This is a genomic window from Acidovorax sp. JHL-3 (assembly GCF_000526295.1).
GTDB classification, from domain to species: domain Bacteria; phylum Pseudomonadota; class Gammaproteobacteria; order Burkholderiales; family Burkholderiaceae_C; genus Acidovorax; species Acidovorax defluvii.
This window is the reverse complement of sequence record NZ_JAFU01000001.1, coordinates 396,059-422,482: the sequence shown is the minus strand read 5'-3', so window position 1 is coordinate 422,482 and position 26,424 is coordinate 396,059. Positions and strand designations below refer to the sequence as shown.

General features: G+C 63.7%; 19 protein-coding genes. 13 read left to right on the top strand and 6 right to left on the bottom strand.

Annotated features, from left to right (window positions below; genetic code table 11):
- Positions 1–4: 4 nt before the first annotated feature.
- The 6 genes from K226_RS0101930 to K226_RS0101905 all read left to right on the top strand — a co-directional run bounded on the left by K226_RS0101930 (position 5) and on the right by K226_RS0101905 (position 4,573).
- Positions 5–592, top strand: coding sequence for an aminodeoxychorismate/anthranilate synthase component II (locus K226_RS0101930; RefSeq protein WP_024813192.1), 588 nt, complete (start codon positions 5–7; stop codon positions 590–592).
- Positions 593–730: 138 nt separating this feature from the next.
- On the top strand, positions 731–1,765 hold the full coding sequence (gene trpD, locus K226_RS0101925) for an anthranilate phosphoribosyltransferase (RefSeq protein WP_024813191.1): 1,035 nt from the start codon (positions 731–733) through the stop codon (positions 1,763–1,765).
- Positions 1,765–1,980 (top strand): hypothetical protein, encoded by a 216-nt coding sequence (locus K226_RS0101920; protein WP_024813190.1) that lies wholly within the window; start codon positions 1,765–1,767, stop codon positions 1,978–1,980. The genes trpD and K226_RS0101920 overlap by 1 nt, the downstream gene beginning before the upstream one ends.
- 289 nt (positions 1,981–2,269) lie before the next feature.
- Entirely contained in the window at positions 2,270–2,812 is a 543-nt protein-coding gene (locus K226_RS0101915; RefSeq protein ID WP_155886486.1) for a hypothetical protein, read from the top strand.
- 26 nt (positions 2,813–2,838) lie between these two features.
- Positions 2,839–3,639: an indole-3-glycerol phosphate synthase TrpC gene (gene trpC / locus K226_RS0101910; RefSeq protein ID WP_024813188.1), complete on the top strand. Its 801-nt coding sequence runs from the start codon at positions 2,839–2,841 to the stop codon at positions 3,637–3,639.
- Between the two features lie 226 nt (positions 3,640–3,865).
- Entirely contained in the window at positions 3,866–4,573 is a 708-nt protein-coding gene (locus K226_RS0101905; RefSeq protein ID WP_024813187.1) for a uracil-DNA glycosylase, read from the top strand.
- Between the two features lie 117 nt (positions 4,574–4,690).
- On the opposite strand, the gene K226_RS0101900 is transcribed toward K226_RS0101905, so the two are convergent.
- The 5 genes from K226_RS0101900 to purU all read right to left on the bottom strand — a co-directional run bounded on the left by K226_RS0101900 (position 4,691) and on the right by purU (position 11,843).
- Positions 4,691–5,710, bottom strand: coding sequence for a GNVR domain-containing protein (locus K226_RS0101900; protein ID WP_155886485.1), 1,020 nt, complete (start codon positions 5,708–5,710; stop codon positions 4,691–4,693).
- A gap of 1,033 nt (positions 5,711–6,743) precedes the next feature.
- Positions 6,744–7,883 carry an IS481 family transposase gene (locus K226_RS0101895; RefSeq protein WP_024813185.1) on the bottom strand — a complete coding sequence of 380 codons (1,140 nt, stop codon included), beginning with the start codon at positions 7,881–7,883 and terminating at the stop codon, positions 6,744–6,746.
- Between the two features lie 231 nt (positions 7,884–8,114).
- Positions 8,115–9,620, bottom strand: a complete 1,506-nt coding sequence (locus K226_RS0101890) for an FAD-linked oxidase C-terminal domain-containing protein (RefSeq protein ID WP_024813184.1) — start codon at positions 9,618–9,620, stop codon at positions 8,115–8,117.
- 269 nt (positions 9,621–9,889) lie between these two features.
- Entirely contained in the window at positions 9,890–10,795 is a 906-nt protein-coding gene (locus tag K226_RS0101885) for a LysR substrate-binding domain-containing protein (protein ID WP_024813183.1), read from the bottom strand.
- A 199-nt stretch (positions 10,796–10,994) separates the two neighbouring features.
- On the bottom strand, positions 10,995–11,843 hold the full coding sequence (purU, locus tag K226_RS0101880) for a formyltetrahydrofolate deformylase (protein ID WP_024813182.1): 849 nt from the start codon (positions 11,841–11,843) through the stop codon (positions 10,995–10,997).
- 51 nt (positions 11,844–11,894) lie between these two features.
- Here purU and K226_RS0101875 point away from each other — a divergent pair, with 51 nt between their 5' ends.
- Positions 11,895–14,558, top strand: coding sequence for a bifunctional diguanylate cyclase/phosphodiesterase (locus K226_RS0101875; RefSeq protein ID WP_035240805.1), 2,664 nt, complete (start codon positions 11,895–11,897; stop codon positions 14,556–14,558).
- A gap of 52 nt (positions 14,559–14,610) precedes the next feature.
- Here the strand turns inward: K226_RS0101875 and K226_RS18595 are convergent, their stop codons facing one another.
- On the bottom strand, positions 14,611–15,435 hold the full coding sequence (locus K226_RS18595) for a ChaN family lipoprotein (RefSeq protein WP_035240803.1): 825 nt from the start codon (positions 15,433–15,435) through the stop codon (positions 14,611–14,613).
- A 72-nt stretch (positions 15,436–15,507) separates the two neighbouring features.
- Here K226_RS18595 and K226_RS0101860 point away from each other — a divergent pair, with 72 nt between their 5' ends.
- The 6 genes from K226_RS0101860 to narH all read left to right on the top strand — a co-directional run bounded on the left by K226_RS0101860 (position 15,508) and on the right by narH (position 26,406).
- Positions 15,508–17,415: a type IV pili methyl-accepting chemotaxis transducer N-terminal domain-containing protein gene (locus tag K226_RS0101860; protein WP_024813179.1), complete on the top strand. Its 1,908-nt coding sequence runs from the start codon at positions 15,508–15,510 to the stop codon at positions 17,413–17,415.
- 17 nt (positions 17,416–17,432) lie between these two features.
- Complete coding sequence (locus tag K226_RS0101855; protein ID WP_202899869.1) at positions 17,433–18,146, top strand: response regulator; 714 nt, start codon at positions 17,433–17,435, stop codon at positions 18,144–18,146.
- 158 nt (positions 18,147–18,304) lie between these two features.
- The gene (locus K226_RS0101850; protein ID WP_024813177.1) at positions 18,305–19,597 is read left to right on the top strand and encodes a nitrate/nitrite transporter; all 1,293 of its coding nucleotides are present in this window, start codon (positions 18,305–18,307) and stop codon (positions 19,595–19,597) included.
- Between the two features lie 17 nt (positions 19,598–19,614).
- On the top strand, positions 19,615–21,027 hold the full coding sequence (locus K226_RS0101845; protein ID WP_024813176.1) for a NarK family nitrate/nitrite MFS transporter: 1,413 nt from the start codon (positions 19,615–19,617) through the stop codon (positions 21,025–21,027).
- A gap of 34 nt (positions 21,028–21,061) precedes the next feature.
- Entirely contained in the window at positions 21,062–24,862 is a 3,801-nt protein-coding gene (locus tag K226_RS0101840; RefSeq protein ID WP_024813175.1) for a nitrate reductase subunit alpha, read from the top strand.
- A 20-nt stretch (positions 24,863–24,882) separates the two neighbouring features.
- Positions 24,883–26,406 (top strand): nitrate reductase subunit beta, encoded by a 1,524-nt coding sequence (gene narH, locus K226_RS0101835; RefSeq protein ID WP_024813174.1) that lies wholly within the window; start codon positions 24,883–24,885, stop codon positions 26,404–26,406.
- Positions 26,407–26,424: the final 18 nt, after the last annotated feature.

The window sequence follows — 26,424 nt, the reverse complement described above, 5'->3', positions numbered from 1 at the left end:
AGCCATGAAACTCCTGATGGTCGACAACTACGACAGCTTCACCTACAACATCGTCCAGTATTTCGGCGAACTCGGCGCGCAGGTGGAGGTGTTTCGCAACGACGAAATCACTGTGGCTGAGATCGAGGCGCGGCTCAACGCCGGGCAGCTCGATCGCCTCGTGATCTCGCCCGGCCCCTGCTCGCCCGCCGAGGCGGGCATTTCGGTGGCGGCCATTCAGCACTTTGCCGGTAAGCTGCCAATTTTGGGCGTGTGCCTGGGCCACCAGGCCATCGGTGCTGCATTTGGCGGCACCATCGTGCGGGCCCAACAGCTCATGCACGGCAAGACCAGCGTCATCACCACCACGCAAAAAGGCGTGTTTGCCGGGCTGCCAGAAAAGTTCACGGTGAACCGCTATCACTCGCTGGCCATCGAGCGCGCCACCTGCCCCGAGGTGTTGGAGGTAACGGCCTGGACCGAAGACGGCGAAATCATGGGCGTGCGCCACAAAACGCTGGCCATCGAGGGCGTGCAGTTCCACCCCGAGAGCATCCTCACCGAGCACGGCCACGCCATGCTGCGCAACTTCCTGGAGCAGCGCAGCACCTGAGGGCCGCGCTTGGCACCGCGCCAGGCAGCGGCACTGTCTGCGCTCTGGGTGTGTCAAGGTACTTTAATTTTGATAGCTGCTGGCGCTTATCCTATAAGCGCCAGAGCCCTAAAAGACACTATTTTTGGCAGAGGCCCCATGTCCATCACCCCCCAGGAAGCGCTGCAGCGCACCATCGAGCACCGCGAAATCTTTCACGACGAAATGCTGCACCTGATGCGCATGATCATGCAAGGCGAGCTCTCGCCCGTCATGCTGGCGTCCATCGTCACCGGCCTGCGCGTGAAGAAGGAAACCATTGGCGAAATCACCGCCGCCGCGCAGGTGATGCGCGAGTTTTCCACCAAGGTGCATGTGCAGGACACCACGCACATGGTGGACATTGTTGGCACTGGCGGCGACGGTGCCAACACCTTCAACATCTCCACCTGCGCCACCTTTGTGATCGCGGCGGCGGGCGGCAAGGTCAGCAAGCATGGCGGGCGCAGCGTGTCCAGCAAAAGCGGCAGCGCCGACGCCATGGAGGCCCTGGGCATTCACATCAACCTGTCGCCCGAAGCCATTGCCCGGTGCATTGCCGAGGCGGGCATCGGCTTCATGTTCGCGCCCAACCACCACCCCGCCATGAAGAACGTGGCGCCCGTGCGCAAAGAGCTGGGCGTGCGCACCATCTTCAACATCCTGGGTCCGCTGACCAACCCCGCGGGTGCCCCCAACATCCTCATGGGCGTGTTCCATGAAGACCTGGTGGGTATCCAGGTGCGTGCCCTGCAGCGCCTGGGCGCGCAGCACGCGCTGGTGATCTATGGCCGCGACGGCCTGGACGAAATCAGCCTGGGTGCCTCCACCCTGGTGGGCGAGCTCAAGGACGGTGCCATCCGCGAATACGAAGTGCACCCCGAAGACTTTGGCCTGGCCATGAGCAGCACCCGCCAGTTGCGCGTGGAAACCCCCGAGCAGTCGCGCACCATGATGCTCGACGTGCTCCATGGCAAGCCCGGCGCGGCCAGTGACATCGTCTGCCTCAACGCCGGTGCCGCGCTGTATGCCGCTGGCGTGGCCAGCTCCATCCCCGACGGCCTGGCCCGCGCCCGCGCAGCCCTGACCTCGGGCGCGGCACTCGCCAAACTCGATCAATTGGTAACGCTCACCCATTCACTGGGAGTCTTGTAATGGAAACATCTATCTGGAACTACCCCGGCACCTGGGTCTGGCTGGGTATCACGGCCGTGATGGTGGTCGGTTTTGTGCTGTTTGCGCTGGCCCTGCACCGCACGCTGCGCCGCCCCCCGGCTGAGACCAGCGCCCCACAGCCGTCATCGTCAAAGCCCGCCGCGCCAGGCGCCTCGGCTGCCTCCCCACGGCCGCAAGACCACCAGACACCATGAACGATGTTCTGAAGCGCATCGTCGCGCGCACCCCCGCGCCGACGGCCTGATCCCGGACGCGCACCATGTGGCAGGACCCTGGTACCTGGATCGCATTGGGCGTCTCGGCGCTTTTCGTCGTGGCCGGATTCGTCATGCACCGGGTTTTTGTGCGGGTGCTCAAGACGCCGGAGCCTCCGGCAGTGGATGCTGATCAGCCGGTGCCGCCAAAGGATGCGCCTTGACACCGCTACCACCCCGCCTTCCGATCAGGCCCACATCCCTGCCGGTGTGGGCCGGGATGCTGGCCATGCAGCCAAGGGTATGGCTGCCCGAAAAGCTGGAGTCGGCTGCTTCCAGACGCGAAATCATCCTGACGACTGCGCTGTCGGGTTTGTTTTGCAGCGCATCCGTGTTGTGGATGACCGGTCTGAAGGAAGGCCCCGCATTCTGGGTTGTTGCGCTCCTTTGCACGGGTTTGGTCGTGCTGGCGATGCATCTGCAATGGCGAAGCAAGCAGGTTCGCCGGGGGTGGATCGTTGATTTTCAGCAGGGCAGCCTGACACCGATAGGTCTTGCCCAACGCGAGCGCATTCAAATTGACCCTGCCCAATACAGCCTGGGTTGCTACCCGGCCGCCACCAGAGAAACGGGGGCATCCTTCTTGCTGGAACTGCGGCATGTTCGCCGTGGACCTGTGGCCGCATTGACCTTGGTGCATCTGACCTCCCGGCCGTTTCAGCGCAACCTGCGCATTCTTGACCGCTGCGTGGACACGCTGGCAGAGCGCCTGCGGATCCGCCGCTCGGGCGCCCCACTGCTCACGGGTACAGACGTGCCCCATGCCCGTTGACCATTCCACCATTTCCCTCTTAAACCATGTCTGACATCCTGAACCAAATCGTCGCCGTCAAGCACGAAGAAGTCGCCGCCGCCCAAAAGCGCCTGCCCCTGGCCGCCATGCGCGCCGACGCCGAGAGCCGCGTGCTCACGCGCGACTTTGAAGGCGCGATGCGCGCAAAAATCGCCAAGGACCAGGCAGCGGTGATCGCCGAGATCAAGAAAGCCAGCCCGAGCAAGGGCGTGATCCGCGCCGACTTCATTCCCGCCGACATTGCCCAAAGCTACGCCGACGGCGACGGCAAGGTGAGCGCGGCCTGCCTCTCGGTGCTGACCGACAAGCAGTTTTTTCAGGGCAGCGTGGACTACCTCAAACAGGCGCGCGCCAGCTGCCAGCTTCCTGTGCTGCGCAAGGACTTCCTCGTGGACCCTTACCAGGTGTACGAGGCCCGCGCCATGGGTGCCGACGCCATTTTGCTGATCGCCGCCTGCCTGGATGATGCCCAGATGGCAGACTTCGAGGCCATCGCGCGTGGGCTGGACATGGCCGTGCTGGTGGAGGTGCACGACCGCGCCGAGCTGGAGCGGGCGCTCAAGCTCAAGACGCCGCTGATCGGCATCAACAACCGCAACCTGCGAACCTTCGAGGTCACGCTGGACACCACGCTGGGCATGCTCGCCGACGTTCCCAAGAATCGCCTGCTGGTCACCGAGTCCGGCATCCTGAAGCCTGCCGACGTCAAAACCATGCGCGACGCCGGCGTGCACGCCTTCCTGGTGGGCGAGGCCTTCATGCGCGCCCCCGAGCCGGGGCTGGAGCTGGCCAAGCTGTTTGCTTGAAGTTAACTTCCCCAGAGTCGCCTTCCCCCCGCTCTCGCATCGCTGCGGGCATGGGGACGCCACCCGTGCGGCGGGGCGGCACTTGCACGGTGGCCGCTGGCCTGGGCTGCGTCAGTGCCGGGGATCGCGGGTGTTGCAGAACGGGGGGCGCCATTGACTGCAAAAGTTATAGCTGCTCGCGCTTGCTGAATAAGCGCTGGAGGCCGATTTGACTCAATTTTCTGTACTGAACGACGCCGCACTGGCGCCGACGCAACTGCTAAGCGCTGACCCCGCCGACTGGCCCGTGGCGCCGGGCTGGCAGCCGCTGGTGCAGGCATTCTTTGAGGGAGCGGTGGGCGGCAAGCTGCGGGCTTTCCTGCAGGCGCGGCTCGAGGCCGGGGCCGTCATTTTTCCGCCGCGCCCGCTGCGCGCGCTGGAACTCACGCCGCCCGACGAGGTGCGCGTGGTCATCCTGGGGCAGGACCCGTACCACGGCCGGGGCCAGGCCGAGGGGCTGGCGTTCTCGGTGGCACCCGGCGTGGCGCTGCCTCCGTCGCTGCGCAACATCTTCAAGGAACTGCAGCGCGACCTGGGCACGCCGCCGCCCGCGTTTCCACTGCCCGGCGGCAGTCTGGTGAAGTGGGCGACGAGCGGCGTGCTGCTGCTCAACACTACGCTGACGGTGGAAGAAGGCCAGCCCGCCAGCCACGCGGGCAAGGGCTGGGAGGTACTGACCGACGCCGTCATCCGCCATGTGGCCGAAGGGCCGCGACCGGTGGTGTTCATGCTCTGGGGCGCGCATGCGCAAAGCAAGCGCGCCGTCATTCCTGCGGACCGGGGGCACCTGGTGTTGTGTGCCAACCATCCCTCGCCGCTGTCGGCGCTGCGGCCGCCGGTGCCTTTCATTGGCTGCGGGCATTTTGGATTGGCGCGGGGGTTTCGGGAGGGGTAAGAGCGCGCTGCCCGCGTTCACTGGGTCGACGGTTGCCGACACAGTGAATAGACGCGCTAAACGAGTTTTTTGACGGACGCGGTGCCGGTTGAAGAAGTCGTCGTGGTAAGTGCAGGGCTACAGATTTTTGGTGGCATAAGCAGGCGTATTCGATGTACCGTCATCGGACATCAGTTGCTTCACCACACCAGTGCGGACCAGTGCCGTGAAAACGCCCAAGCACAGCCCCATGAACAGCCCAAGGGCCAAAATCATTGATTTTTTGGGGGCAAAAGGCTTTTCGGGTGCAATAACTTGACCGTCTATGTGGAAAATTTTGAATTTCTTTTCTGCAGATTTCAGCTCTGACAGCAGGCGCATTTGAGACTGGGCTGCGCGCAAGCCGTCCACAAAGGGCGCGTCGTCTTTGCGGTTCTTGAGCACAGCAAGTTCGGCTTGCAACGACTTGCTGCCACGGGCATACAGGCGCGAACCATCTATGACCGAGGCCACGCCGTCTTGACGGGGCGGTTGGGCGCTGGTCATCTGGGGATCCCTGATGCCGACTGCCAGGGCAACCTGCAGGGCTTCGGTCAGCTGGGCTTGTCGATCATTACGGGTCTGCTCTGTGATTCGCAGCTTTTCTTTCAGGTCGCGTTCTGTGTTCTGCAGTTGCAATGCAATGGCTTTTTCAGCATCGCTGAACAGGGCCAAGGTGGCGTCTTCCGCAACCTGATTGAGGAAAGTGGTGGTCCAAGAAGCAGCCTTTTCGCCCGAAGGGGCTTCTATGCGCACGCTGTAGAGGTCGCGGCCTTTCTTGGGAGGCGGAGGCGTAATCGTCAAAACTTTCTGACTCATGTGCTGATATAGCGCTTGCCGGGCTGCCGCGCTGTCAGGGGCATTGTCTTGCGCCGGTAAATAGATTTCCTGAAAAAAGCGCTGTTTGGCTTCGTCCGTGAGCAACCTGCGCACGAAATACGCAAACACCTGCTCCGGTGTGTACTGCTCGAGGCCGGAGGCACTGGTCCTGCCGCTATTGAGTTCGGCGATCTCGCTGCTGTATGGCCTGTCCAGATACGCCTTGATCTCAAAGCGGGAAGGAATCAGGAGCAACACGAGTGCGGCGAGCAGTATGCCCGCACTCGTCAAAGCGCTCACGATGCGCCATTGGCTCTTGAGGTTGAACCAAACGTTTTGAAACGTGAGTTCGGAGTCAGCGTGTGAACGAATGGAATGTGGGGGGGGGGGGGCATAAGCATTAGATACGATCGGTAACGAAATATTGTCGCATCAAACGATCTTTTGGTTGCATTTTTCAGTGTTTTTACTGCTTGACTTTCTGTAGTGATAGATGCTTTTTGCATGAATGCAGTGTGTGTGATGCATGTTGATGGCACGCCGTACCTTGTGTTCGATTTGATGGGTGTGGACATGCATTGCCGATGCCATTTGTGTGCAATTTCAGTTTTTGGAGGCCGTGTCTCGGCCCGGCGGCCGACTCACTTTTGAATCAACCCGCTGTGCGGGTTGTCTTTGCTTCGCCAAAGGTGCGCTATGCGCACGGTGCTCTCGTATGTTGCTTCGCAACCTTCTCCAGCAGCAAAAGTAAGCAAAAGAAAGGCGACCCTGCAGTCTGCGACCCCTGCGGGGCAAACCTGCGGCGGGGCGTTTGCGGGGTGCGTCGTGGAACTCGCTTTGCGCTGCGCGCGCCGCTCGGATAACCACGGCGAGTCAGATGACGAAGCATGCGCGCGAAGGCGCGCATGCCACCCCGCAAACGCCCCGCCGCAGGCGCAGCCAGAAGGGGGTGGGCAGCCCAAAAGCCAAACAGCCAAACAGCCACACGGGCCATTGCTGCGCTTGGCCCAGTCTGCGCATCGCGCGGGGCTTGCGCCCGGGCGGTGTGGGCCGAGCGAAGCGACGGCCCGTATGGATGTCCGCTTGCGGGTTCCCTTCAGGATGCGCCGAGGAGCGCAGGTTTTGGCGGATCAGGGCTCGCGTCTGTTTGAGTGACGCGAAGCGGCGCGAGTTTAGCGAGACCCCGGCAAAACTGAGCACCGCAGGTTGCCCGCAGTGAAGCGAAGGGACGCAGCCTGTAGGGTCGCTTTTTCTTGGCTTACTTTCTTTTGGCGAGGTGTATGGACCGGGGACATTGTTAACAGATGTGCGGACACATGGTTTACAGATCTGATTAAACGGCCTCGGTGTCAGCCAGGTCAATTACCAAGCAGCGATGGTGTGCGAAGAACACCTCAAAGCAGCCGTCCTTGTCCTGCTTGGGCCGGATACCCACCTTGTGGCGATGCAGGGCATTGCTCAGCTTGTATCGCTTGCCCCTGAACTTCAGGATCCCGTTCCAGTCGACCGTGCTCACTTCGTCTTCACTGCTGTACTCGGGCAGGCTCAATTGCTCCGGGAACGCTATCTTGCTGGGCCGATAGCACGTGACCGGTGTAGCTCCATGCAGTGCTTGGTGCGGGCGCTGATGGTTGTAGACCGCACGCCAGCGATCCAGCGCCGCCTGTACCCTCTCCAAGCTCTCAAAGCACCGTCCCTTGAGCACCTCGATCTCCAGTGTTCGATGGAAGCGCTCGTCCTTGCCATTGGTTTGCGGGTGGTAGGGTCGGCTGTGACTGACGTGAATGCCCAGTTGTACCAGCCACACGCCCAGTACTGTGAGCTGGCCCGGCGCACTTGGTGAGCCCCAGGGAGCGCCGTTGTCGAAGTTGATCTGCGCGGGCAGGCCATAGCGCCTGAATACTTCTGTCATGTGCGCTTGAACGACCTCGGTGGCAGTCTTGCCGCAGGCCTGCAAAGCCAGGTTAAAGCGCGAGTGATCATCCAGCATGGTCAGCGGCGAACAGCGCCCCTGAAGAGTCTGAAAGTGACCCTTGAAGTCGGCTTGCCACAGTGCGTTGGGCTCTTCACGTTCGAACCGCTGCCAGGGCTTGGCCGCTTCGCTGGCCTCGGACGTGATCAGGCCGTGGCGGCGCAGGATGGAGGTGGCGGTGCTGGGAGCCACACAGGGCCCACCCAGATGCTGCAAACGCCAGCTGATCTTGCGCCCGCCCCACGAGGGGTGCTCGGTGCGTACCGCGATGACGGCCGCCTCTACCTGCGGTGAGGAGCTGCTTGGACTGTTGCGGGGCCTGCGCGATCGATCTACCAGCCCCTCACTGCCTTGCTCTTCAAAGCGATTGAGCCACTTGTACGCGGTTGGGGCACTGATGCCAAAGCGTCGGCACAGCTCACGCACGTTGGCCCCTTCTTGCCTTGCCAGCTCAACGAATTCCTGTCTCAGGTTCATGGTGTTGCAAGCCTTCCATGGCATATAGACCTCCGGCGAAGTTCACCGAAAGTGTTAACCATGTCCTCGCACACCTGTTAACAATGTGCCCGGTCCATACAGGCGAGGCAAAAGAAAGTGAGTCGCCCGCCGGGGCGAGACCCGGCCCCCGCACTCGGCAAAGGCACACTACAAGCTATAAAAACAATAGCTACTAGCGCTTTATGTATAAGCGCCAGCAGCCAAATAGGCTCAAATTGTCAGCCCGCACCGCCCTTAAAACCGCGGTAACTCCGGGTGCTTGATCTGCCCGCCCCGCACCAGCATCTTCCCGTACTCCGCACACCGGTTCAGCGTGGGGATCACCTTGCCGGGGTTGAGCAGGCCAGCCGGGTCGAAAGCGTATTTCAGGCCAAACATCTGCGCGTTTTCTTCGGCGCTGAACTGCACGCACATGCTGTTGAGCTTTTCCACCCCCACCCCGTGCTCGCCCGTCACCGTGCCTCCCATGGCCACGCTGGTTTCCAGGATGTCGGCGCCAAACAGCTCGCAGCGGCGCAGTTGGTCGGCGTCGTTTGCATCAAACAAAATCAGCGGGTGCAGGTTGCCGTCGCCCGCGTGGAACACGTTGGCGCAGCGCAGCTGGTATTTTTTCTCCATCTCCTGGATGGCCAGCAGGATGTCGGCCAGGCGCTTGCGCGGGATGGTCGAGTCCATGCACATGTAGTCGGGGCTGATGCGGCCGCTGGCTGGAAAGGCGTTCTTGCGCCCGCTCCAGAAACGCAGGCGCTCTGCCTCGTCGCGGCTGACCGAGATGGCGGTGGCGCCCGCAGCGCGCAGCACCTCGCTCATGCGGCCGATTTCTTCCTCCACCTCTTCGGGGGTGCCGTCGCTTTCGCACAGCAAGATGGCTTCGGCCGTCAGGTCGTAGCCTGCGTGCACAAAGTCTTCCACGGCGGCCGTCATGGGCTTGTCCATCATCTCCAGCCCGGCGGGGATGATGCCGGCGGCAATGACGGAGGCCACGGCATCGCCCGCTTTGCGCACGTCGTCAAAGCTGGCCATGATGCAGCGCGCCAGCATGGGCTTGGGGATGAGGCGCACGGTGACCTCGGTGGTGACGGCCAGCATGCCCTCGCTGCCGATCACGGCGGCCAGCAGGTCGTAGCCGGGTGCGTCGAGCGCCGCGCTGCCAAATTCGACGGGCTCGCCTTCCACCGTGAAGCCCTTGACCTTGAGCACGTTGTGCACCGTGAGGCCGTATTTGAGGCAGTGCACGCCGCCCGAGTTTTCAGCCACGTTGCCGCCGATGGTGCAGGCGATCTGGCTGCTGGGGTCGGGCGCGTAATACAGGCCATAGGGCGCCGCCGCATCGCTGATGGCCAGGTTGCGCACGCCGCACTGCACCACGGCCGTGCGGCTTTCGGGGTTCAGGTCGAGGATGCGGTTGAAGCGGGCCAGCGACATCGTCACGCCCATGGCGTGCGGCATGGCGCCGCCCGACAGGCCCGTGCCCGCACCGCGCGCCACCACGGGCACCTGGAGCTGGTGGCACACCTTGAGCACGGCCTGCACTTGCGTCTCGGTTTCGGGCAGGCACACCACCAGCGGGCGCTGCCGGTAGGCGGTGAGGCCATCGCATTCGTAGGGCGTGGTGTCTTCGCTGTGCCAGAGCAGGGAATGCTGGGGCACCACGCGGGTGAGGGCCTGCACGACTTCAGCCTGGCGCGCAGAGCGCTCGGCGGGCGAAGGGGCGGCAACGGACATGCTGTCGGTGTTCATGGTCGCCACTGTAGGGGATGGGGACGGGCGGGGTGTGAGGTTTTCTGCAGGTGTTTGTGAAAAATACCGAAATGCTCACTAATTGATAGCTTATAGCGCTTGATGGACAAGCGCTGGGGCTGATTTTTGCCTGAACTTGGTGGAGGAGGGCGCGGCTCGGGCGAGGGCAGCCGAGCAAGGGCCGCCCCGCAGCGAGGGCTGCGTCCCCCTTCCCGGCGCAGCCGAGATAAGGGGGAAGGCGCCAAAGGCGACTCAGGGGGATGCCTCTACTACGCCATGGTCTTGCGCAGCCACTCGGCAAACGCGGCGCATTCCCAGCGGTCCATGGTGCCGGTGCGCCAGCACAGGTAGTGCGCGTGCGGGCTGGCGGTGTCGGTGGCAAACAGGCGCACCAGCGTGCCGTTTTCGAGCCAGGGCGCGCCCAGCTTGAGGCGAACCAGCGCCACGCCCATGCCGGCTGCGGCGCCGTCGCACATAAGGCCGATGTCGTTGAACTGCGAGCCCTCGCTGGGCTCGGCCCAATCGAGGCCGGTGGCGGCAAACCAGGTGCGCCAGGGTTCCAGCGGGCTGCGCAACAGGGGCACGCCTTCCAGGTCTTCGGGCCGCTCGAACGGCCCGTGCTCGCGCACGAAGGCGGGCGAGGCCAGGGGCGTGACCACGTCGCGGGCCAGTTCCACGTGCTCCACGTCGGCATAGTGGCCCGCGCCAAAACGCACCATCAGGTCGGCATCTTCGGCCACCACGTCCAGCAGCGGAATGGACACCTGCAAGGCCAGGTCGATCTCGGGGTAGGCCTCGGTGAACTGGCGCAGGCGCGGGATGAGGATGGTGCGCGCAAACGTGGGCGTGACGGCCAGCTTGAGCCGCCGCCGCCCCGGCGCCGCTGCCTGGCCCGGAAACCGCTGCAGCGCGCCCAGCCCCTCGCGCACATGGGCCAGGTAGGCGCTGCCTTCGGTGGTCAGCGAAAAATCGGCGCGGCCGAACAGCCGCACGCCCAGGATCTGCTCCAGCTGCTTGACCCGGTGGCTCACGGCGCTGGGCGTGACACACAGCTCTTCGGCCGTCTGCGTCACGCTGCGCAGGCGGGCCAGGGCTTCAAACGTCAGCAGGCACTGGATGGGCGGAATGCGCCGCGCCGCGCTGCTGAGGAAAGAGGACGGTGCTGCCGTGGCCATTTAGCAAACCCCTGGAATGTGTGCTGCCCGTGGCGCCTGAGACAGGCCCGGCTCAAGCGAAGGCCGCCGCGCAAGGGCCGCCATGCCGCGTAGGCGGCGTTTCACTGGCGTGCACTGGCGGCGTCCCCCTGCCTGCGGCGCGCAGCGCCGCGAGCGCGGGGGGAAGGCGCGAAGCGACTCAGGGGGGTGTTCCATATCTCTAGCGGAAGATCACGGTCTTGTGGCCGTTGAGCAGCACGCGGTGCTCGCTGTGCCACTTCACGGCGCGCGCCAGCACCTGGCTTTCGGTGTCGCGGCCGCGGGCGGTGAGGTCTTCCACGGTGTCGGTGTGGTCGGCGCGGGCCACGTCCTGCTCGATGATCGGGCCCTCGTCGAGGTCGGCGGTGACGTAGTGGGCTGTGGCGCCGATGAGCTTCACGCCACGGTCATGTGCCTGGTAATACGGCTTGGCACCTTTGAAGCTTGGCAAGAAGCTGTGGTGGATATTGATGGCCCGTCCGGCTAGTTTTTGACACAGATCAAGTGAAAGTATCTGCATGTAACGAGCCAGCACCACCAGTTCGGCCCCTTCGGCCTCGATAATCTCGTACTGTTTGGCCTCGGCCTGCGCCTTGGTGGTGCCGGTGAGGGGAATGTGGTGGAACGGCACGTTGTAGCTGGCTGCCAGTTGGTAGAAGTCGCGGTGGTTGCTGATGATGGCGCGGATGTCGATGGGCAGCAGGCCGCTCTTCCAGCGAAACAGCAGATCGTTCAGGCAATGGCCTTCCTTGCTGACCATGAGCACGGTTCTGACGGGCTGGGCCGTGGCATGCAGGCTCCAGCGCATCTGGTGGGGCTCTGCAAAGGTGGCCAGGCGGGTCTTCAGGGTGGCGTGGTCGTGCTGGTCGCAGGCAAACTGCACCCGCATGAAAAACAGGCCCGTGGCGTTGTCGTTGTATTGGGCGGCTTCTTCGATGTTGCCGCCATGCTCCAGCAGGAAACCAGAGACGGCGTGCACCAGCCCCAGGCGGTCGGGGCACGAGAGAGTAAGGATGTAAGCGTGGGTCATAGCTGTGCGATTGTCGCAGCAAGGCCCGCAGGTGTCGGAATAAGGAACTTCATGTACATCCCGTGTTTCGTCGCGAAACTCACCCCCTGGTGGGGAGTGGCGCTGTACCTCGCCTTTGGCGTTGCATGGGTGTTCGCGGGCGATGCGCTGTTGGCCCAATGGGCTGGCACGCCCGAGCAGATTGCGCATTTTCAGACCTGGAAGGGCTGGGCGTATGTGCTCTTCACCAGTGCCCTGGCCGGCTGGCTGCTGGCGCGCATGCGCAAGGTGGAGCGGCAACGCTCGGCGGTGGCGCGCGAGCTGGCGCAGATAGTGCACCACGCGCCGGTGGGCATGGCGCGCGTGGCACTGGATGGGCACATTCTGTGGGCCAATGGCTGCCTGTGCCGAATGCTGGGCATGGAGCTGGCCGAATTGCAGGCCCAGAATATCCGCAAGATCGTTCAGGCTGACGACCCGGAACAGGCCACGCAGCAGCTGGCACGCCTGCTGGCGGGCGAGATTGACCACTACCTGGGGCCGCGGCACTACACCCGGCCGTCTGACGGGCATGTAGTGCATATGCTCAACACCGTGACCTACGTGCCCGAGGAGGGCGACGAACCGGCCCACCTGGACTGCGTGTTGCAAGAAATGGGCGAGATCCAGGCCGCGCGCACCGCCCTTGAGCGCAGCGAGACACGCCTTCGCCTGGCGGTCGAGGGCAGCGGCAGCGGCATGTGGGACCACGACCTGGTGCGGGACCAGACCGTGTATTCGCCCACCGTGGCGCGCATGCTGCATTACACGGGCGACGATTTCTCCCGTGATTTCCGCATGCGCGAGCGCCTGCACCCCGACGACAGCGAGCGCGTGCGGCTGGCCCTGCAATACGCCCTGACCTCGGGCGAACCGTTCGTCGAGAAGACGCGGCTACGGTGCTTTGACGGCAATTACCGCTGGTTCATGGCCCGGGGGGTGCGTCATCTGAGCGATGCGGGGCAGCCTGAGCGTTTTTCGGGCATCTTGACCGACCTGACCCGCGAGCGCCAGATCGATGAGCGCCAGCGGCTGGCCGCCACTGTCATGGAGAACATGAGCGAGGGCGTGATCGTGACCGACACGGACAACCGCATTCTTTCGGTCAATGCCTCGGTCACGCGGTTGCTGGGCTACACCGAGGAAGAACTGCTGGGCAAGACGCCGCGCGTGTTCAAGTCCGAACGGCACGACCGGGCGTTTTACCAGGCGATGTGGGATTCAGTGAAGCGCACCGGGCGCTGGCAGGGTGAAATCTGGAACCGGCGCAAGAACGGTGAGGTGTTTCCCGAGCACATGTCGCTGAGTGTGGCGCGCGACGCGGCCGGCGCGCCAACGCACTACGTGTGCATGTTCTCCGATATTTCCGGCGAGAAGGCGCAGCACCAGCGCCTGGAGTTTCTGGCCAACAACGATGCGCTCACCGGGCTGTCCAACCGCCTGTGGTTTTGCGAGCAGCTCGAAGACGCGGTGGTGCAGGCGCGCGGTAGCGGCGAACGCATGGCCGTGCTGCAGCTCAACCTGGACCGGTTCAAGGATGTGAACGACAGCTATGGCCATGCCATTGGCGACCTGATGCTCAAGGACATTGCGCGCCGGGTGCAGGCTGCCATGCGGCCGGGCGACCTGCTGGGCCGCATGGCGGGGGATGAATTGGCCGTGGTGGCGCGCAACCTGCGCCATGCCGATGGCGCGGCAGCGCTGGCGCGCCAGCTGATTGCTGCGGTGGCAGAGCCCTGGCATTCGCCCGAAGGGTTTGAGGTGATGGCCGGAGTGAGCGTGGGCATCTGCATGTTCCCGGAACATGCGACCACGGCCCCGACGCTGCTGCAGGGCGCCCACGCCGCAGTCTATGGGGCCAAGGCGCTGGGGCGCGGATCATCGTGTTTTTACACCGAGAACATGACCCAGGCCGCGCGCGAGCGGCTGGCGCTCGAATCGCGCCTGCGCCTGGCGCTGGCGCAAGGGCACATGGTGCTGCATTACCAGCCGCAGATCGACATCGCTTCGGGGCGCATCGTGGGCGCCGAGGCGCTGGTGCGCTGGAACGACCCCGAAGAAGGCCTGATTGCCCCGGGGCGTTTTATCCCGGTGGCCGAGGTGTCGGGCATCATCGGCCCCCTGGGGGAATGGATCATCGGCGAGGCCTGCCGCCAGGGGCAGCGCTGGCACGACGAAGGCCTGCCCCCGCTGACGATCGCGGTGAACGTGTCGCCGCGGCAGTTTCAGCTGACCGACCTGGTGGGCTGCATCGCATCGGCCCTGAAAGAAACCGGATATTCGGCCGCCCTGCTGGAACTGGAAATCACCGAAAGCGCGCTGGCCGAACGCGAAGACGAGGCGCTGTTGACCATGCGGCAGCTGCGCGACCTGGGTTTGCGGCTGGCGGTGGATGATTTCGGCACCGGCTATTCGTCGCTGGCGCAGCTCAAACGGTTTCCCATCGACGTGCTCAAGATTGACCAGGGGTTTGTTCGCGACATTCCGCAAAGCTCGGACGACATGGCCATCAGCGCGGCCATCATCGCCATGGGCCACAGCATGGACCTGCGGGTGCTGGCCGAGGGGGTTGAGACGGCCGAGCAGCTGGCCTTTCTGCGCGAACGCGGCTGCGACAGCTACCAGGGGTATTTCTGCAGTCGCCCCGTGCCGGCCGAGGCGTTTGCCGCCCTGGTGCGGGCGCAGCAGGCCCGGTAAATAGAGGGCGGCACGCGCGGCTGGGCTTGCCTGCGGGGCGTGCCGGTGCGGGCTAATTCGGCAGGCGCAGCACCTCGCACGCGTCGTGCGGCGGCAGGGGCGCTGTGGTGACGACGATATCTGCTCCTGTTGTTGTAGCTGCTTGCGCTTTATCGGTAAGGGCTGAAGCCACTTTTGATGTTAAATTGGTTGGCCAGTGGGTTGGAATGCCCCTGTGGCGCAGCACATGCTCGCCACCGGCCACCAGCAGCACGGTCTGGCCGGGGCGCACCGCTTCCTGGGCTGTGAGGGCCATGCTGGCGTCGCGTGCGATCTGCACGCGCGCCATGGCGGGCAGTCGCGTCGCGGGCAGCAGGCCGCAATGGCCGTCCTGAAGGGCGTCAAGCAGTTGCTGGCGGGCGGGGGCGGCTAGGTGGTTGTCCCAGCGGGTTTCCTGCGTGGCCGCGGCCATTGCGCTGCGTGGCAGGTTGCCCCCCAGCACGGGCACCCCGGCGCGCACGGCGGCCATGGTCACGGGGCCGTACGCGGACCAGGGCCACGCCGCGTCGTTCCATTGCAGGGCCGACTGCACCTGCGCTTCGGTGGCGTCGCGCGCCAGCGCTGCGGTGGAGTGCCCGCGCTCGGCCATCTCCAGCACCACGGCCGCCAACCGCCCGCGCGCCGCCAGCCACTGCACCGTGTCGCGCTGCAGGCGCTGGTGGTCCGGGGCGTCGTGCTGCTCGCCCAGCAGCAGAACGTCGGTGGGCAGTGCGCTTTCAAGCTGCGCGGGCCACTGGGCAGAGGGCACTACGGCGGGGTGGCTGGCGCAGCCAGCCAGGGCCAGGGCCGCGATGGCGGCTCCCAGGCGTGTGTTGAATCGGGGAAAAGCAGGCAGCATGGAGCCATGCTACGCGCCCCGCAATTGATTCGCATCAAGACAAGGGTGGGACACCCTTCCTACACTGCGCCCATGCGCACCAAGTCCCCGCTGACCTTCAAGCTGCTGGCCATGGGCGGAGGATTCCTGCTGGTGGCCATGGCTTCCATCGGGTTGACGCTGTGGGTGGCTTGGCAGCTCGAGGGCGGGGCTGCGGCCGTTAACGAAGCCGGGCGCCTGCGCATGAACATGCTGCGCATGGTGCTGGTGCAGCAGACCGAGTCGCCCGAGGATGTGCAGATGCACGCGCGGCAGTTTGACGCCAGCCTGGAGTTGCTGCGCACGGGCGATCCCTCGCGCCCCCTGTTTGTGCCCTGGGGGGCCGACACGCGGGCGCGCTTCGAAGAAATTCGCGCCACCTGGGGAGGCATACGCAAGGAGTGGGCCATTGGCTTGCCGCCAGACCGTGCCCGCTCACTGGCCCAGGCCGACAGCTTTGTGCAGAAAGTGGACGGGTTTGTCGAGGCCATCGAAATCCAGATTGCGGGCTGGACCGCCGTGCTGCATCTCTTCCAGCTCGCCCTGATGGCGGTGGCCATTGCCGCTGCGGTGACCTTCATGGCGGTGAGCTATCTGCTGGTGCTCAATCCGGTGTCGCAACTGCAGCAGGCGCTGGCGCGTTTGCGCCAGGGAGAGTGGGGGACGAGGCTGCCGGTAGAGACCGATGACGAATTTGGCCAGCTCGCCGCGGGGTTCAACCAGATGGCCCAGGCGCTGCAGGTCTCGCACGAAGGCTTGGAGCAAAAGGTGCGCGAGAAGACCGCCAGCATTGCCGTGCAGAACCAACGCCTGGCGGCGCTTTACGAGGTCAGCGCGCTGGCCTCCACGGCAACCGGGCTGGAGGCGCTGGCGCAGGGCTTTGTGCAGCAGATCCGCAGGGTGGCGGGTGCTGATGCGGCCGCGGTGCGCTGGTCGGACGAGGCCAATGAACGCTACGTGCTCCTGGCCGGCGACGGCATGCCGCGCATCATGACCGAGGAGGAACATTGCCTGCACACGGGCGCCTGCATGTGCGGCCAGCCGCAAAGCCATGCACGCACCCGGGTCATCCCCATCATGGCGGCCACCATGCTCGCGTTTCCGCACTGCCGCGACGCCGGCTTTCAGACCATGGTGGCTGTGCCGGTGCAGATGCAGCAGCGGTTGCTTGGCGAGGTCAACCTGTTCTTTCGCTCTTCGGTGGAGCTGACCGACGAGGTGCGCGATCTTCTGGAAGCCATGACGCGCCACCTGGCCAGCGCCATGGAGGGCCTGCGCGCCAACGCCCTGGAGCGCGAGGCCGCTGTCTCGGAAGAGCGCAGTCTGCTGGCGCGCGAGCTGCATGACTCGATTGCGCAGTCGCTGGCTTTCCTGAAGATCCAGACGCAGCTGCTGCGCGACGCTGTGGCCAAGGGCGACATCGTGGCGCGCGACCGCAGCATGGGCGAGCTCGATGTGGGCGTGCGGGAGTGCTATTCGGATGTGCGCGAACTGCTGGTGCACTTTCGCACGCGCACCAGCGAAGAAGACATCGAGGCGGCCCTGCGTGCCACCTTGTCCAAGTTCGAGCACCAGACCGGGATCGCCGCCACGCTCACCATGGCAGGACATGGCCTGCCGCTGGCACCCGATGTGCAGATCCAGGTTCTGCACATGGTGCAGGAGGCCTTGTCGAACGTGCGCAAGCATTCGGGGGCGACCCGGGTGGAGCTGCGCGTTTATCGGCATCCCCGCTGGCGCTTCGAGGTGCAGGACAATGGCGTCGGTTTTGATGTGGGGGCGGTGCCGCCCGACTCTGTGCACGTCGGCCTGGGCATCATGCGCGAACGCGCACACCGCATCGGCGCGATGGTGCAGGTCGAGTCGACACCGGGTGCGGGCGTGCGCGTGTGCATCGAGCTTCCCACCATGTCCGCAGTGCAGGAACCCCGAGAAATGCCTGCGCCTGCCATTGCCCATTGAGTCGATTGAGCCCATTGATGCCTATGCCTGATTTGCCGCCTGTGACGTTGCTTGTCGTGGATGATCACAACCTGTTTCGCCGTGGCCTGGTGGCCTTGCTGGGGCAGGACCCCGGCCTGAAGGTGGTGGGCGAGGCGGGCGATGCCGCGCAGGCGATGCGTCTGGCACCCGCACTGCGCCCGGATGTGATCCTGCTCGACAACCATTTGCCCGGTGTGACGGGGGTGGACGCCATTCGGGGTTTGCGTGAGGTGTCCCCATCCTCGCGTGTGCTCATGCTGACCGTGAGCGAAGACGCGCAGGATCTGTCAATGGCGCTGCGCAATGGCGCACAGGGCTATCTGCTCAAGACCATCGACGGGGATTTGCTGGCGCATGCCATTCGCCGCGCTGCTGCCGGAGAACCCGTGGTCAGCCCCGAGTTGATGGGCAAGCTGGTGGCCGCCTTCCAGTCGCAGGGGGGGCCGGAGGTGGACGCCCTGGAGTCGCCTGTGTCAGGCAAGGTGCATCCGGAGGCGGCCCCCGATACGGTAGAGCAGCGCACGCCGCTGTCGCCGCGCGAGGAAGACGTGCTGCGCGAGATTGCCCGGGGCTCCAGCAACAAGGAGATCGCGAGGGCACTGGACATTGCCGAGACCACGGTGAAGATCCATGTGCAGCACATCCTGCGCAAGCTGGGCCTGAGCTCGCGCGTGCAGGCCGCCGTGTACGCCTCGGATCGCCAGCGGTAGGCCGCACCCTCTGTTTTCTACTCCCTCGTAGTTCTTTCGAACTATGGTGCTGCAATCCCCTCGTCCTTTTTGCCCTGCTGACACATCCTGAAGAGGGATAGGCAAAACCCTGCCTTCGCGGGACGATGCATGCCATACAGGAACAAGAGGGAATGTCCATGGCAAACGCATCGCTTTCGGCGGGCGAAAGTCCGCAACGCACCCGGCAGGCTTGGTCTGTGCTTTTGGTAAGCACCTTGGCCTTCACCGTCTGCTTCATGGTGTGGATGATGTTCGGGGTGATCGGCATCCCGATCAAGAAGATGCTCAACCTGAGCTCCACGCAATTCGGCCTGCTCACGGCCATGCCGGTGCTCACCGGCTCGCTGGTGCGCGTGCCACTGGGCATCTGGACCGATAAATTTGGCGGCCGGATCGTCATGACCGCGCTGATGGCGCTCACCGTGCCGGCGATCTGGTTCATGAGCTATGCCACCGAGTATTGGCACTTCCTCACGATTGGCCTGTTTGTCGGGCTGGCGGGTGGTTCGTTCTCGGTGGGTACGCCTTATGTGGCGCGCTGGTTCCCCAAGAACCGGCAGGGCATGGCGATGGGGGTGTACGGCGCGGGCAATTCGGGCGCTGCCGTGAACAAATTCGTGGCGCCGGTTCTATTGGTGGCTTTTGGCTGGGCCATGGTGCCGCAGGTGTACGCCGCCATCATGCTGGGTACCCTGGTGCTGTTCTGGCTGTTCAGCTACAGCGACCCGGCCCATCTGGTGCCCAGTAACGTCAAGTTCACCGACCAGCTCAAGGCGCTCAAGGACCCCAAGGTCATCAAGTACTGCCAGTACTACAGCATTGTGTTTGGTGGTTACGTGGCCCTGTCGCTGTGGATGGTGCAGTACTACGTGGGCGAGTACGGTCTGGACATCCGTGTGGCGGCGCTGCTGGCGGCCTGCTTCTCGTTGCCCGGCGGTGTGCTGCGCGCCATTGGCGGCGTGCTCAGTGACAAGTATGGCGCCCACAGCGTCACCTGGTGGGTGATGTGGGTGAGCTGGATCTGCCTGTTCCTGCTGAGCTATCCGCAGACCGATTTCACCATCCTCACGGTCAATGGCTCCACCACGTTTCACATCGGTTTGAACGTCTATGCCTTCACCGCGCTGATGGGGGTGCTGGGCGTGGCTTTTGCCTTCGGCAAGGCCAGTGTCTTCAAGTACATCAGCGATGACTATCCAAAAAACATTGGCGCCATCAGCGGCATCGTGGGCCTGGCGGGTGGTCTTGGTGGCTTCGTGCTGCCCATCATGTTTGGCGCCCTGATGGACTTCACTGGCGTTCGTTCCAGCGCCTTCATGCTGATGTATGGCGTGGTCTGGGTTTCGCTGATCTGGATGTACTTCACCGAAGTGCGCCGCACCGATGTGATGGACCCGGCAAGTGCTTCGGCGCAGCAAGCCGTCCGCTAAATTTTTAAGGTATCACCATGTCTGCCAACCAACACAGCAGCGGCCGCCAGGGGCGTCTGCTCACCATCTGGGCCCCCGAGGACAAATCGTTCTGGGAGCGGGAGGGCGAAGCCGTCGCCAAGCTCAACCTGTGGATCTCGGTGCCTGCATTGTTTCTGGCCTTCGCCATCTGGCAAGTCTGGAGCGTTGTGGCCGTGAGTCTGCCGGGACTGGGTTTCAAATATTCCACCAACCAGCTGTTCTGGCTTGCCGCGGCGCCTGCGCTCAGCGGCGCCACGTTGCGCATCTTTTACTCGTTCATGGTGCCGCTGGTCGGTGGCCGTCGCTGGACATCGATCTCCACTGTTACCTTGCTCATCCCCGCCATTGGCATTGGCTACGCGGTGCAGGACAACACCACCAGCTATCCGACGATGCTGGTGCTGGCGCTGCTGTGTGGCCTGGGCGGCGGCAATTTCAGCTCCAGCATGGCCAACATCAGCTTCTTCTTTCCGAAAGAACGCAAGGGCTCGGCCTTGGGGGTGAATGCGGGCCTGGGCAACCTGGGCGTGTCGGTGGTGCAGTTTTTGAGCCCGCTGGTGGTCACGGCAGGCATCTTCGGCATTTTTGGTGGCGATGCGCAGACGATCGTGAAGAACGGCCAGACCGTGCAAGTGTGGACACAGAACGCCGCCTTCATCTGGGTGCCATGGATCGCGCTGGCTTCGCTGGCCGCATGGTTTGGCATGAACGACATTGCCGACGCCAAGGCGTCGTTTGCCACGCAGGCCGCCATTTTCCGGCGCAAGCACAACTGGCTGATGTGCGTGCTGTACCTCGGCACGTTCGGCTCGTTCATCGGCTATGCCGCCGGGTTCCCCTTGTTGATCAAGAGCCAGTTCCCCAGCATCAATCCGCTGGCCTATGCCTGGCTGGGGCCGCTGGTTGGCGCCGTGGTGCGGCCTTTTGGCGGCTGGCTGGCAGACAAGCTGGGTGGCGCGCGCGTCACGCTGTGGAACTTCATCGTCATGGCGCTGGCCGTGGTGGGCGTCACGTTCTTCCTGCCCTCGGCGGGAAATGAAGGTCAGTTTGCAGGCTTCTTTGTGTGCTTCCTGGTGCTGTTCCTGACCACGGGGATCGGCAACGGCTCCACCTTCCGCATGATTCCGGTGATTTTTCTGGCCGAAGCGATGCAGGGCGTGGACCGCAACAATGCCGCCGCCGTTGCCCAGGCCAACAAGGAGGGCAACACCCTGGGTGCCGCCACCCTGGGGTTCACGGCCGCCATGGCCGCCTACGGTGGCTTCTTCATCCCCAAGAGCTACGGCAGCTCCATTGCGCTGACGGGTGGTCCCGAAGCAGCGTTGTGGGCCTTCGTTGCCTTCTATGTCATCTGCATTGTGATCACCTGGTGGTACTACGCCCGCAAGCATGCCGAGATGCCTTGCTGACCGCCCACCGAACCGATAGAAAAAGGAGCCCCCGATGAGCCATTTCCTCGATCGTCTTACGTACTTTTCGCAACCGCGCGAGACCTTTGCGCAGGGCCACGGCCAAACCAACGGTGAAGACCGCACCTGGGAAGACGCCTACCGCGACCGCTGGGCGCACGACAAGATCGTGCGCAGCACCCACGGCGTGAACTGCACGGGTTCGTGCTCGTGGAAGATTTACGTCAAGGGCGGTATCGTCACCTGGGAAACCCAGCAGACCGACTACCCCCGCACCCGCCCCGATCTTCCCAACCACGAACCCCGTGGCTGCGCGCGCGGCGCCAGCTACAGCTGGTACCTGTACAGCGCCAACCGTGTGAAGTACCCCATGGTGCGCGGCCGCCTGCTCAAGCACTGGCGCGCCGCCCTCCTGCTGGCCAAGAGCCCGGTGGATGCCTGGGCGAACATCGTTGAAAACGAATCGGCCAAACGCGAGTGGCAAAAGCAGCGCGGCTTGGGTGGCTTTGTGCGCAGCACCTGGGATGAGGTCAACCAGATGATCGCGGCGGCCAACGTCTACACGATCAAGAAGCATGGCCCTGACCGCATCATCGGTTTCTCGCCCATTCCGGCGATGAGCATGATCAGCTACGCCGCCGGCAGCCGCTACCTCAGCCTGATTGGCGGCGTCTGCATGAGCTTTTACGACTGGTATTGCGATCTGCCCCCGTCCAGCCCGCAAGTCTGGGGTGAGCAGACCGACGTGCCCGAATCGGCCGACTGGTACAACAGCAGCTTCATCATTGCCTGGGGCTCCAACGTGCCCCAGACACGCACGCCCGATGCGCACTTCTTGACCGAAGTCCGCTACAAGGGCACCAAGGTCGTGTCCATCACGCCCGATTACTCTGAAGTGGCCAAGCTCGGTGATCTGTGGATGCACCCCAAGCAGGGCACCGATGCCGCCGTGGCCATGGCCATGGGCCATGTGATCCTGAAGGAGTTCTACTTCAAGGACGGCGGCAAGGGCCGCAGCACCTACTTTGACGACTACGCACGCCGCTACACCGACCTGCCGCTCTTGGTGGTGCTCAAGGAAAAGACGCTGCCCGATGGTCGCACGGTGATGGTGCCCGACCGCTATGTGCGCGCCAGCGACTTCCCCGGCCAGCTCGATCAGTCCAACAACCCCGACTGGAAGACCGTGGGCTACGACGAACTGGGCCAGGTCACGCTGCCCAATGGCTCCATTGGCTTCCGCTGGGGGGCTGACGGCCGCGCCGACGAGGGCCTGTGGAACCTGGAGAACAAGGAAGCGCGCACCGGTAACACCGTCAAGCTCAAGCTCTCGGTGATCGAAGATGGCGAGCAGGCCTACGACGTGGCTGACGTTGCCTTCCCGTACTTTGGCGGTGTGCAGACGCCTAACTTCACGGCCAACGAGCAAGGTGGCGATGTGATGGTACGCCGTGTGCCGGTGAGCCACCTGGAACTGGCCGGACACGAAGCCCAGGGCCGCGTGATGGTGGCCACCGTGTTCGACCTGCTGGCTGGCAACTACGGCATCGACCGCGGCCTGCCTGGTGAAGAAGTCGGCGGCAGCTACGACGCTGACCGCCCTTACACCCCCGCATGGCAAGAATCCATCACCGGTGTGCCGCGCGCGCAGATCATTGCCGTGGCGCGGCAGTTTGCCGACAACGCCGACAAGACGCATGGCAAGTCCATGGTGATCATCGGCGCTGCCATGAACCACTGGTACCACTGCGACATGAACTACCGCGGCATCATGAACATGCTGATGCTGTGCGGTTGTATTGGCCAAAGCGGCGGCGGCTGGGCGCACTATGTGGGCCAGGAAAAACTGCGCCCCCAGACGGGTTGGACGGCGCTGGCCTTTGCGCTCGACTGGATTCGCCCACCGCGCCAGATGAACAGCACCAGCTTCTTCTATGCCCACACCGACCAGTGGCGCTACGAAAAGCTGGGCATGGAAGAGATCCTCTCGCCCCTGGCGGACAAGAAGTCCTACAGCGGCTCGATGATTGATTACAACGTGCGCGCCGAGCGCATGGGCTGGCTGCCTTCGGCGCCCCAGCTCAAGACCAGCCCGCTGCAGGTGGCCAAGGACGCTGCGGCTAAGGGCATGGACGCCAAGGACTATGTGGTGCAGTCTCTCAAGGACGGCAGCCTGCAAATGAGCTGCGAGGACCCGGACCATCCCGACAACTGGCCGCGCAACATGTTCGTGTGGCGCTCCAACATCCTGGGCTCCTCGGGCAAGGGACATGAGTACTTTCTCAAGCACCTGCTGGGCACCACCCACGGCGTGCAGGGCAAGGATCTGGGCCAGGACGAAGCCAAGCCCGAAGAAGTGCAGTGGCACGCCAAAGCACCCGAAGGCAAGCTGGACCTGCTGGTCACGCTCGACTTCCGCATGAGCACGACCTGCCTTTACTCCGACATCGTGCTGCCCACGGCCACCTGGTACGAGAAGAACGACCTCAACACCAGCGACATGCACCCCTTTATCCACCCGCTGTCCACCGCGGTGGACCCTGCCTGGCAGGCCAAGAGCGACTGGGAGATCTACAAGGGCTTTGCCAAGGCTGTGAGCGAGGTCAGCGTGGGCCACCTGGGCGTTGAAAAGGACGTGGTGCTCACGCCCATCATGCACGACACGGCCGGTGAAATGGCCCAGCCCTATGGCGTGCGCGACTGGAAGAAGGGCGAGTGCGAACTTATCCCCGGCAAGACCGCGCCCCAGGTCACTGTGGTCGAGCGCGACTACCCCAACCTGTACAAGCGTTTCACGGCTCTTGGCTCCTTGATGGACAAGGCAGGCAACGGCGGCAAGGGCATCGGCTGGAACACGCAGACCGAAGTCGGCCAGCTCGGCGACCTGAACGGCCGTGTGAAGGAAGAGGGCGTGACGCAGGGCATGCCCCGCATCGTGAGCGATATTGACGCCACCGAAGTGGTGCTGATGCTGGCTCCCGAAACCAACGGCCATGTGGCCTGCAAGGCCTGGGAGGCCTTGGGCAAGCAGACCGGGCGCGACCACGTGCACCTGGCGCTGCACCGCGAGGACGAGAAGATCCGCTTCCGCGACATCCAGGCGCAGCCGCGCAAGATCATCAGCTCGCCCACCTGGTCAGGCCTGGAAAGCGAAAAGGTCAGCTACAACGCGGGCTACACCAATGTGCACGAGTACATCCCATGGCGCACCCTCACGGGCCGCCAGCAGTTCTACCAGGACCATCCGTGGATGCGCGACTTTGGCGAAGGTTTTGTGAGCTATCGCCCGCCGGTGCACCTGAAAGCGCTGCACGAAGTCGAAGGCAAGAAGCCCAACGGCAACCGCGAGATCGCGCTCAACTTCATCACGCCGCACCAGAAGTGGGGCATCCACAGCACGTACAGCGACAACCTGATGATGCTCACGCTCAATCGGGGCGGTTCGGTGGTGTGGCTGAGCGAAGACGACGCGGCCAGCGCTGGCATTGTGGATAACGACTGGGTCGAACTGTTCAACGCCAACGGCGCCATTGCAGCCCGTGCGGTGGTGAGCCAGCGTGTGAACCCCGGCATGGTGATGATGTATCACTCGCAAGAGAAGATCATCAACACCCCCGGCTCCGAGATCACGGGTACCCGCGGCGGCATCCACAACTCGGTTACGCGCATTGTGCTCAAGCCCACCCACATGATTGGCGGCTACGCGCAATACAGCTACGGCTTCAACTACTACGGAACCATTGGCACCAACCGCGATGAGTTTGTGCTGGTGCGCAAGATGGACCGCGTGGACTGGCTGGACGACGAAGTGTCTGACACCGGCGCACACGCCTGAGCCCCGCAAGGAGAAAAACGATGAAAATTCGCGCACAAATCGGCATGGTGCTGAACCTGGACAAGTGCATTGGTTGCCACACCTGTTCGGTCACCTGCAAAAACGTCTGGACCAGCCGCCCCGGGGTGGAATACGCCTGGTTCAACAACGTTGAAACGAAGCCCGGCATTGGCTATCCCAAGGAATGGGAAAACCAGGACAAATGGAACGGCGGCTGGGTACGCAACCCGGACGGCTCCATCGCTCCCCGCCAGGGCGGCAAGTGGAAGCTGCTCATGCGCATCTTCGCCAACCCCAACCTGCCGCAGATCGACGACTATTACGAGCCCTTCACGTTCGACTACGACCACCTTCAGTCGGCGCCCGAGAGCAAGGCTGCGCCCACGGCCCGTCCGCGCAGCCTGATCACCGGCAAGCGCATGGAGAAGATCGAATGGGGCCCGAACTGGGAAGAAATCCTGGGCGGCGAGTTCAGCAAGCGCAGCAAGGACAAGAACTTCGACGATGTGCAAAAAGACATCTACGGCCAGTTCGAAAACACCTTCATGATGTATTTGCCGCGCCTGTGCGAGCACTGTCTGAACCCGGCGTGCGTGGCATCGTGCCCCAGCGGCTCGATCTACAAGCGCGAGGAAGACGGCATCGTGCTGATCGACCAGGACAAGTGCCGTGGCTGGCGCATGTGCGTCTCGGGCTGCCCCTACAAGAAGATCTACTACAACTGGCAGTCGGGCAAAGCCGAGAAGTGCATCTTCTGCTACCCGCGCATCGAAGCCGGCCAGCCCACGGTGTGCTCCGAAACCTGCGTGGGCCGCATCCGGTATCTCGGTGTGCTGCTGTATGACGCAGACCGCATCCAGGAAGCCGCCAGCGTGGAGCGCGACCGCGACCTGTACCAGGCGCAGCTCGACATCTTCCTGGACCCGAACGACCCCGATGTGATCCGCCAGGCACGCATCGACGGTATTTCTGACAGCTGGATGGAAGCCGCCCGCAACAGCCCTGTCTACAAGATGGCGGTGCAATGGAAGGTGGCCCTGCCGCTGCACCCCGAATACCGCACGCTGCCCATGGTCTGGTATGTGCCGCCACTGTCGCCCATCACGGCTGCCGCCAACGCGGGCCATGTAGGGGTCAATGGCGACATCCCCGACGTGTCGCAACTGCGCATTCCGGTGCAGTACCTTGCCAACCTGCTTACCGCCGGTGACACCGGCCCTGTGGTGCGGGCACTGGAGCGCATGCTGGCCATGCGTACCTACCAGCGCGACAAGCATGTGGAGCAGCGCCAGAACCTGTCTGTGCTCAAGCAGGCAGGCCTGTCGCTGGCCGAGGTCGAGGAGATGTACCAGGTGATGGCCATCGCCAACTACGAAGACCGCTTCGTGATTCCGTCGGCCCACCGCGAGTACGCTGAGAACGCGTTTGACATCCGGGGCGGCTGCGGTTTCTCGTTTGGCAACGGCTGTTCCGACGGCGCCACCGAGACGAGCATGTTTGGTGGCAAGAAGCCGCGCACCATCCCCATCAAAGCGACGGTCTGAGCGCAGGCAAAGGAATCA

Bases quoted from the DNA above. Each gene is read 5' to 3' on its own strand.
- K226_RS0101915 (WP_155886486.1), top strand. From the start codon at position 2,270: ATGCAGCCAAGGGTATGGCTGCCCGAAAAGCTGGAGTCGGCTGCTTCC.
- trpC (WP_024813188.1), top strand. From the start codon at position 2,839: ATGTCTGACATCCTGAACCAAATCGTCGCCGTCAAGCACGAAGAAGTC.
- K226_RS18595 (WP_035240803.1), bottom strand. From the start codon at position 15,435: ATGCTGCCTGCTTTTCCCCGATTCAACACACGCCTGGGAGCCGCCATC.
- K226_RS0101845 (WP_024813176.1), top strand. From the start codon at position 19,615: ATGTCTGCCAACCAACACAGCAGCGGCCGCCAGGGGCGTCTGCTCACC.
- K226_RS0101855 (WP_202899869.1), top strand. From the start codon at position 17,433: ATGCCTATGCCTGATTTGCCGCCTGTGACGTTGCTTGTCGTGGATGAT.
- trpD (WP_024813191.1), top strand. From the start codon at position 731: ATGTCCATCACCCCCCAGGAAGCGCTGCAGCGCACCATCGAGCACCGC.
- K226_RS0101895 (WP_024813185.1), bottom strand. From the start codon at position 7,883: ATGCCATGGAAGGCTTGCAACACCATGAACCTGAGACAGGAATTCGTT.
- K226_RS0101850 (WP_024813177.1), top strand. From the start codon at position 18,305: ATGGCAAACGCATCGCTTTCGGCGGGCGAAAGTCCGCAACGCACCCGG.
- K226_RS0101860 (WP_024813179.1), top strand. From the start codon at position 15,508: ATGCGCACCAAGTCCCCGCTGACCTTCAAGCTGCTGGCCATGGGCGGA.
- K226_RS0101930 (WP_024813192.1), top strand. From the start codon at position 5: ATGAAACTCCTGATGGTCGACAACTACGACAGCTTCACCTACAACATC.
- K226_RS0101890 (WP_024813184.1), bottom strand. From the start codon at position 9,620: ATGAACACCGACAGCATGTCCGTTGCCGCCCCTTCGCCCGCCGAGCGC.
- K226_RS0101920 (WP_024813190.1), top strand. From the start codon at position 1,765: ATGGAAACATCTATCTGGAACTACCCCGGCACCTGGGTCTGGCTGGGT.
- K226_RS0101885 (WP_024813183.1), bottom strand. From the start codon at position 10,795: ATGGCCACGGCAGCACCGTCCTCTTTCCTCAGCAGCGCGGCGCGGCGC.
- narH (WP_024813174.1), top strand. From the start codon at position 24,883: ATGAAAATTCGCGCACAAATCGGCATGGTGCTGAACCTGGACAAGTGC.
- purU (WP_024813182.1), bottom strand. From the start codon at position 11,843: ATGACCCACGCTTACATCCTTACTCTCTCGTGCCCCGACCGCCTGGGG.
- K226_RS0101840 (WP_024813175.1), top strand. From the start codon at position 21,062: ATGAGCCATTTCCTCGATCGTCTTACGTACTTTTCGCAACCGCGCGAG.
- K226_RS0101875 (WP_035240805.1), top strand. From the start codon at position 11,895: ATGTACATCCCGTGTTTCGTCGCGAAACTCACCCCCTGGTGGGGAGTG.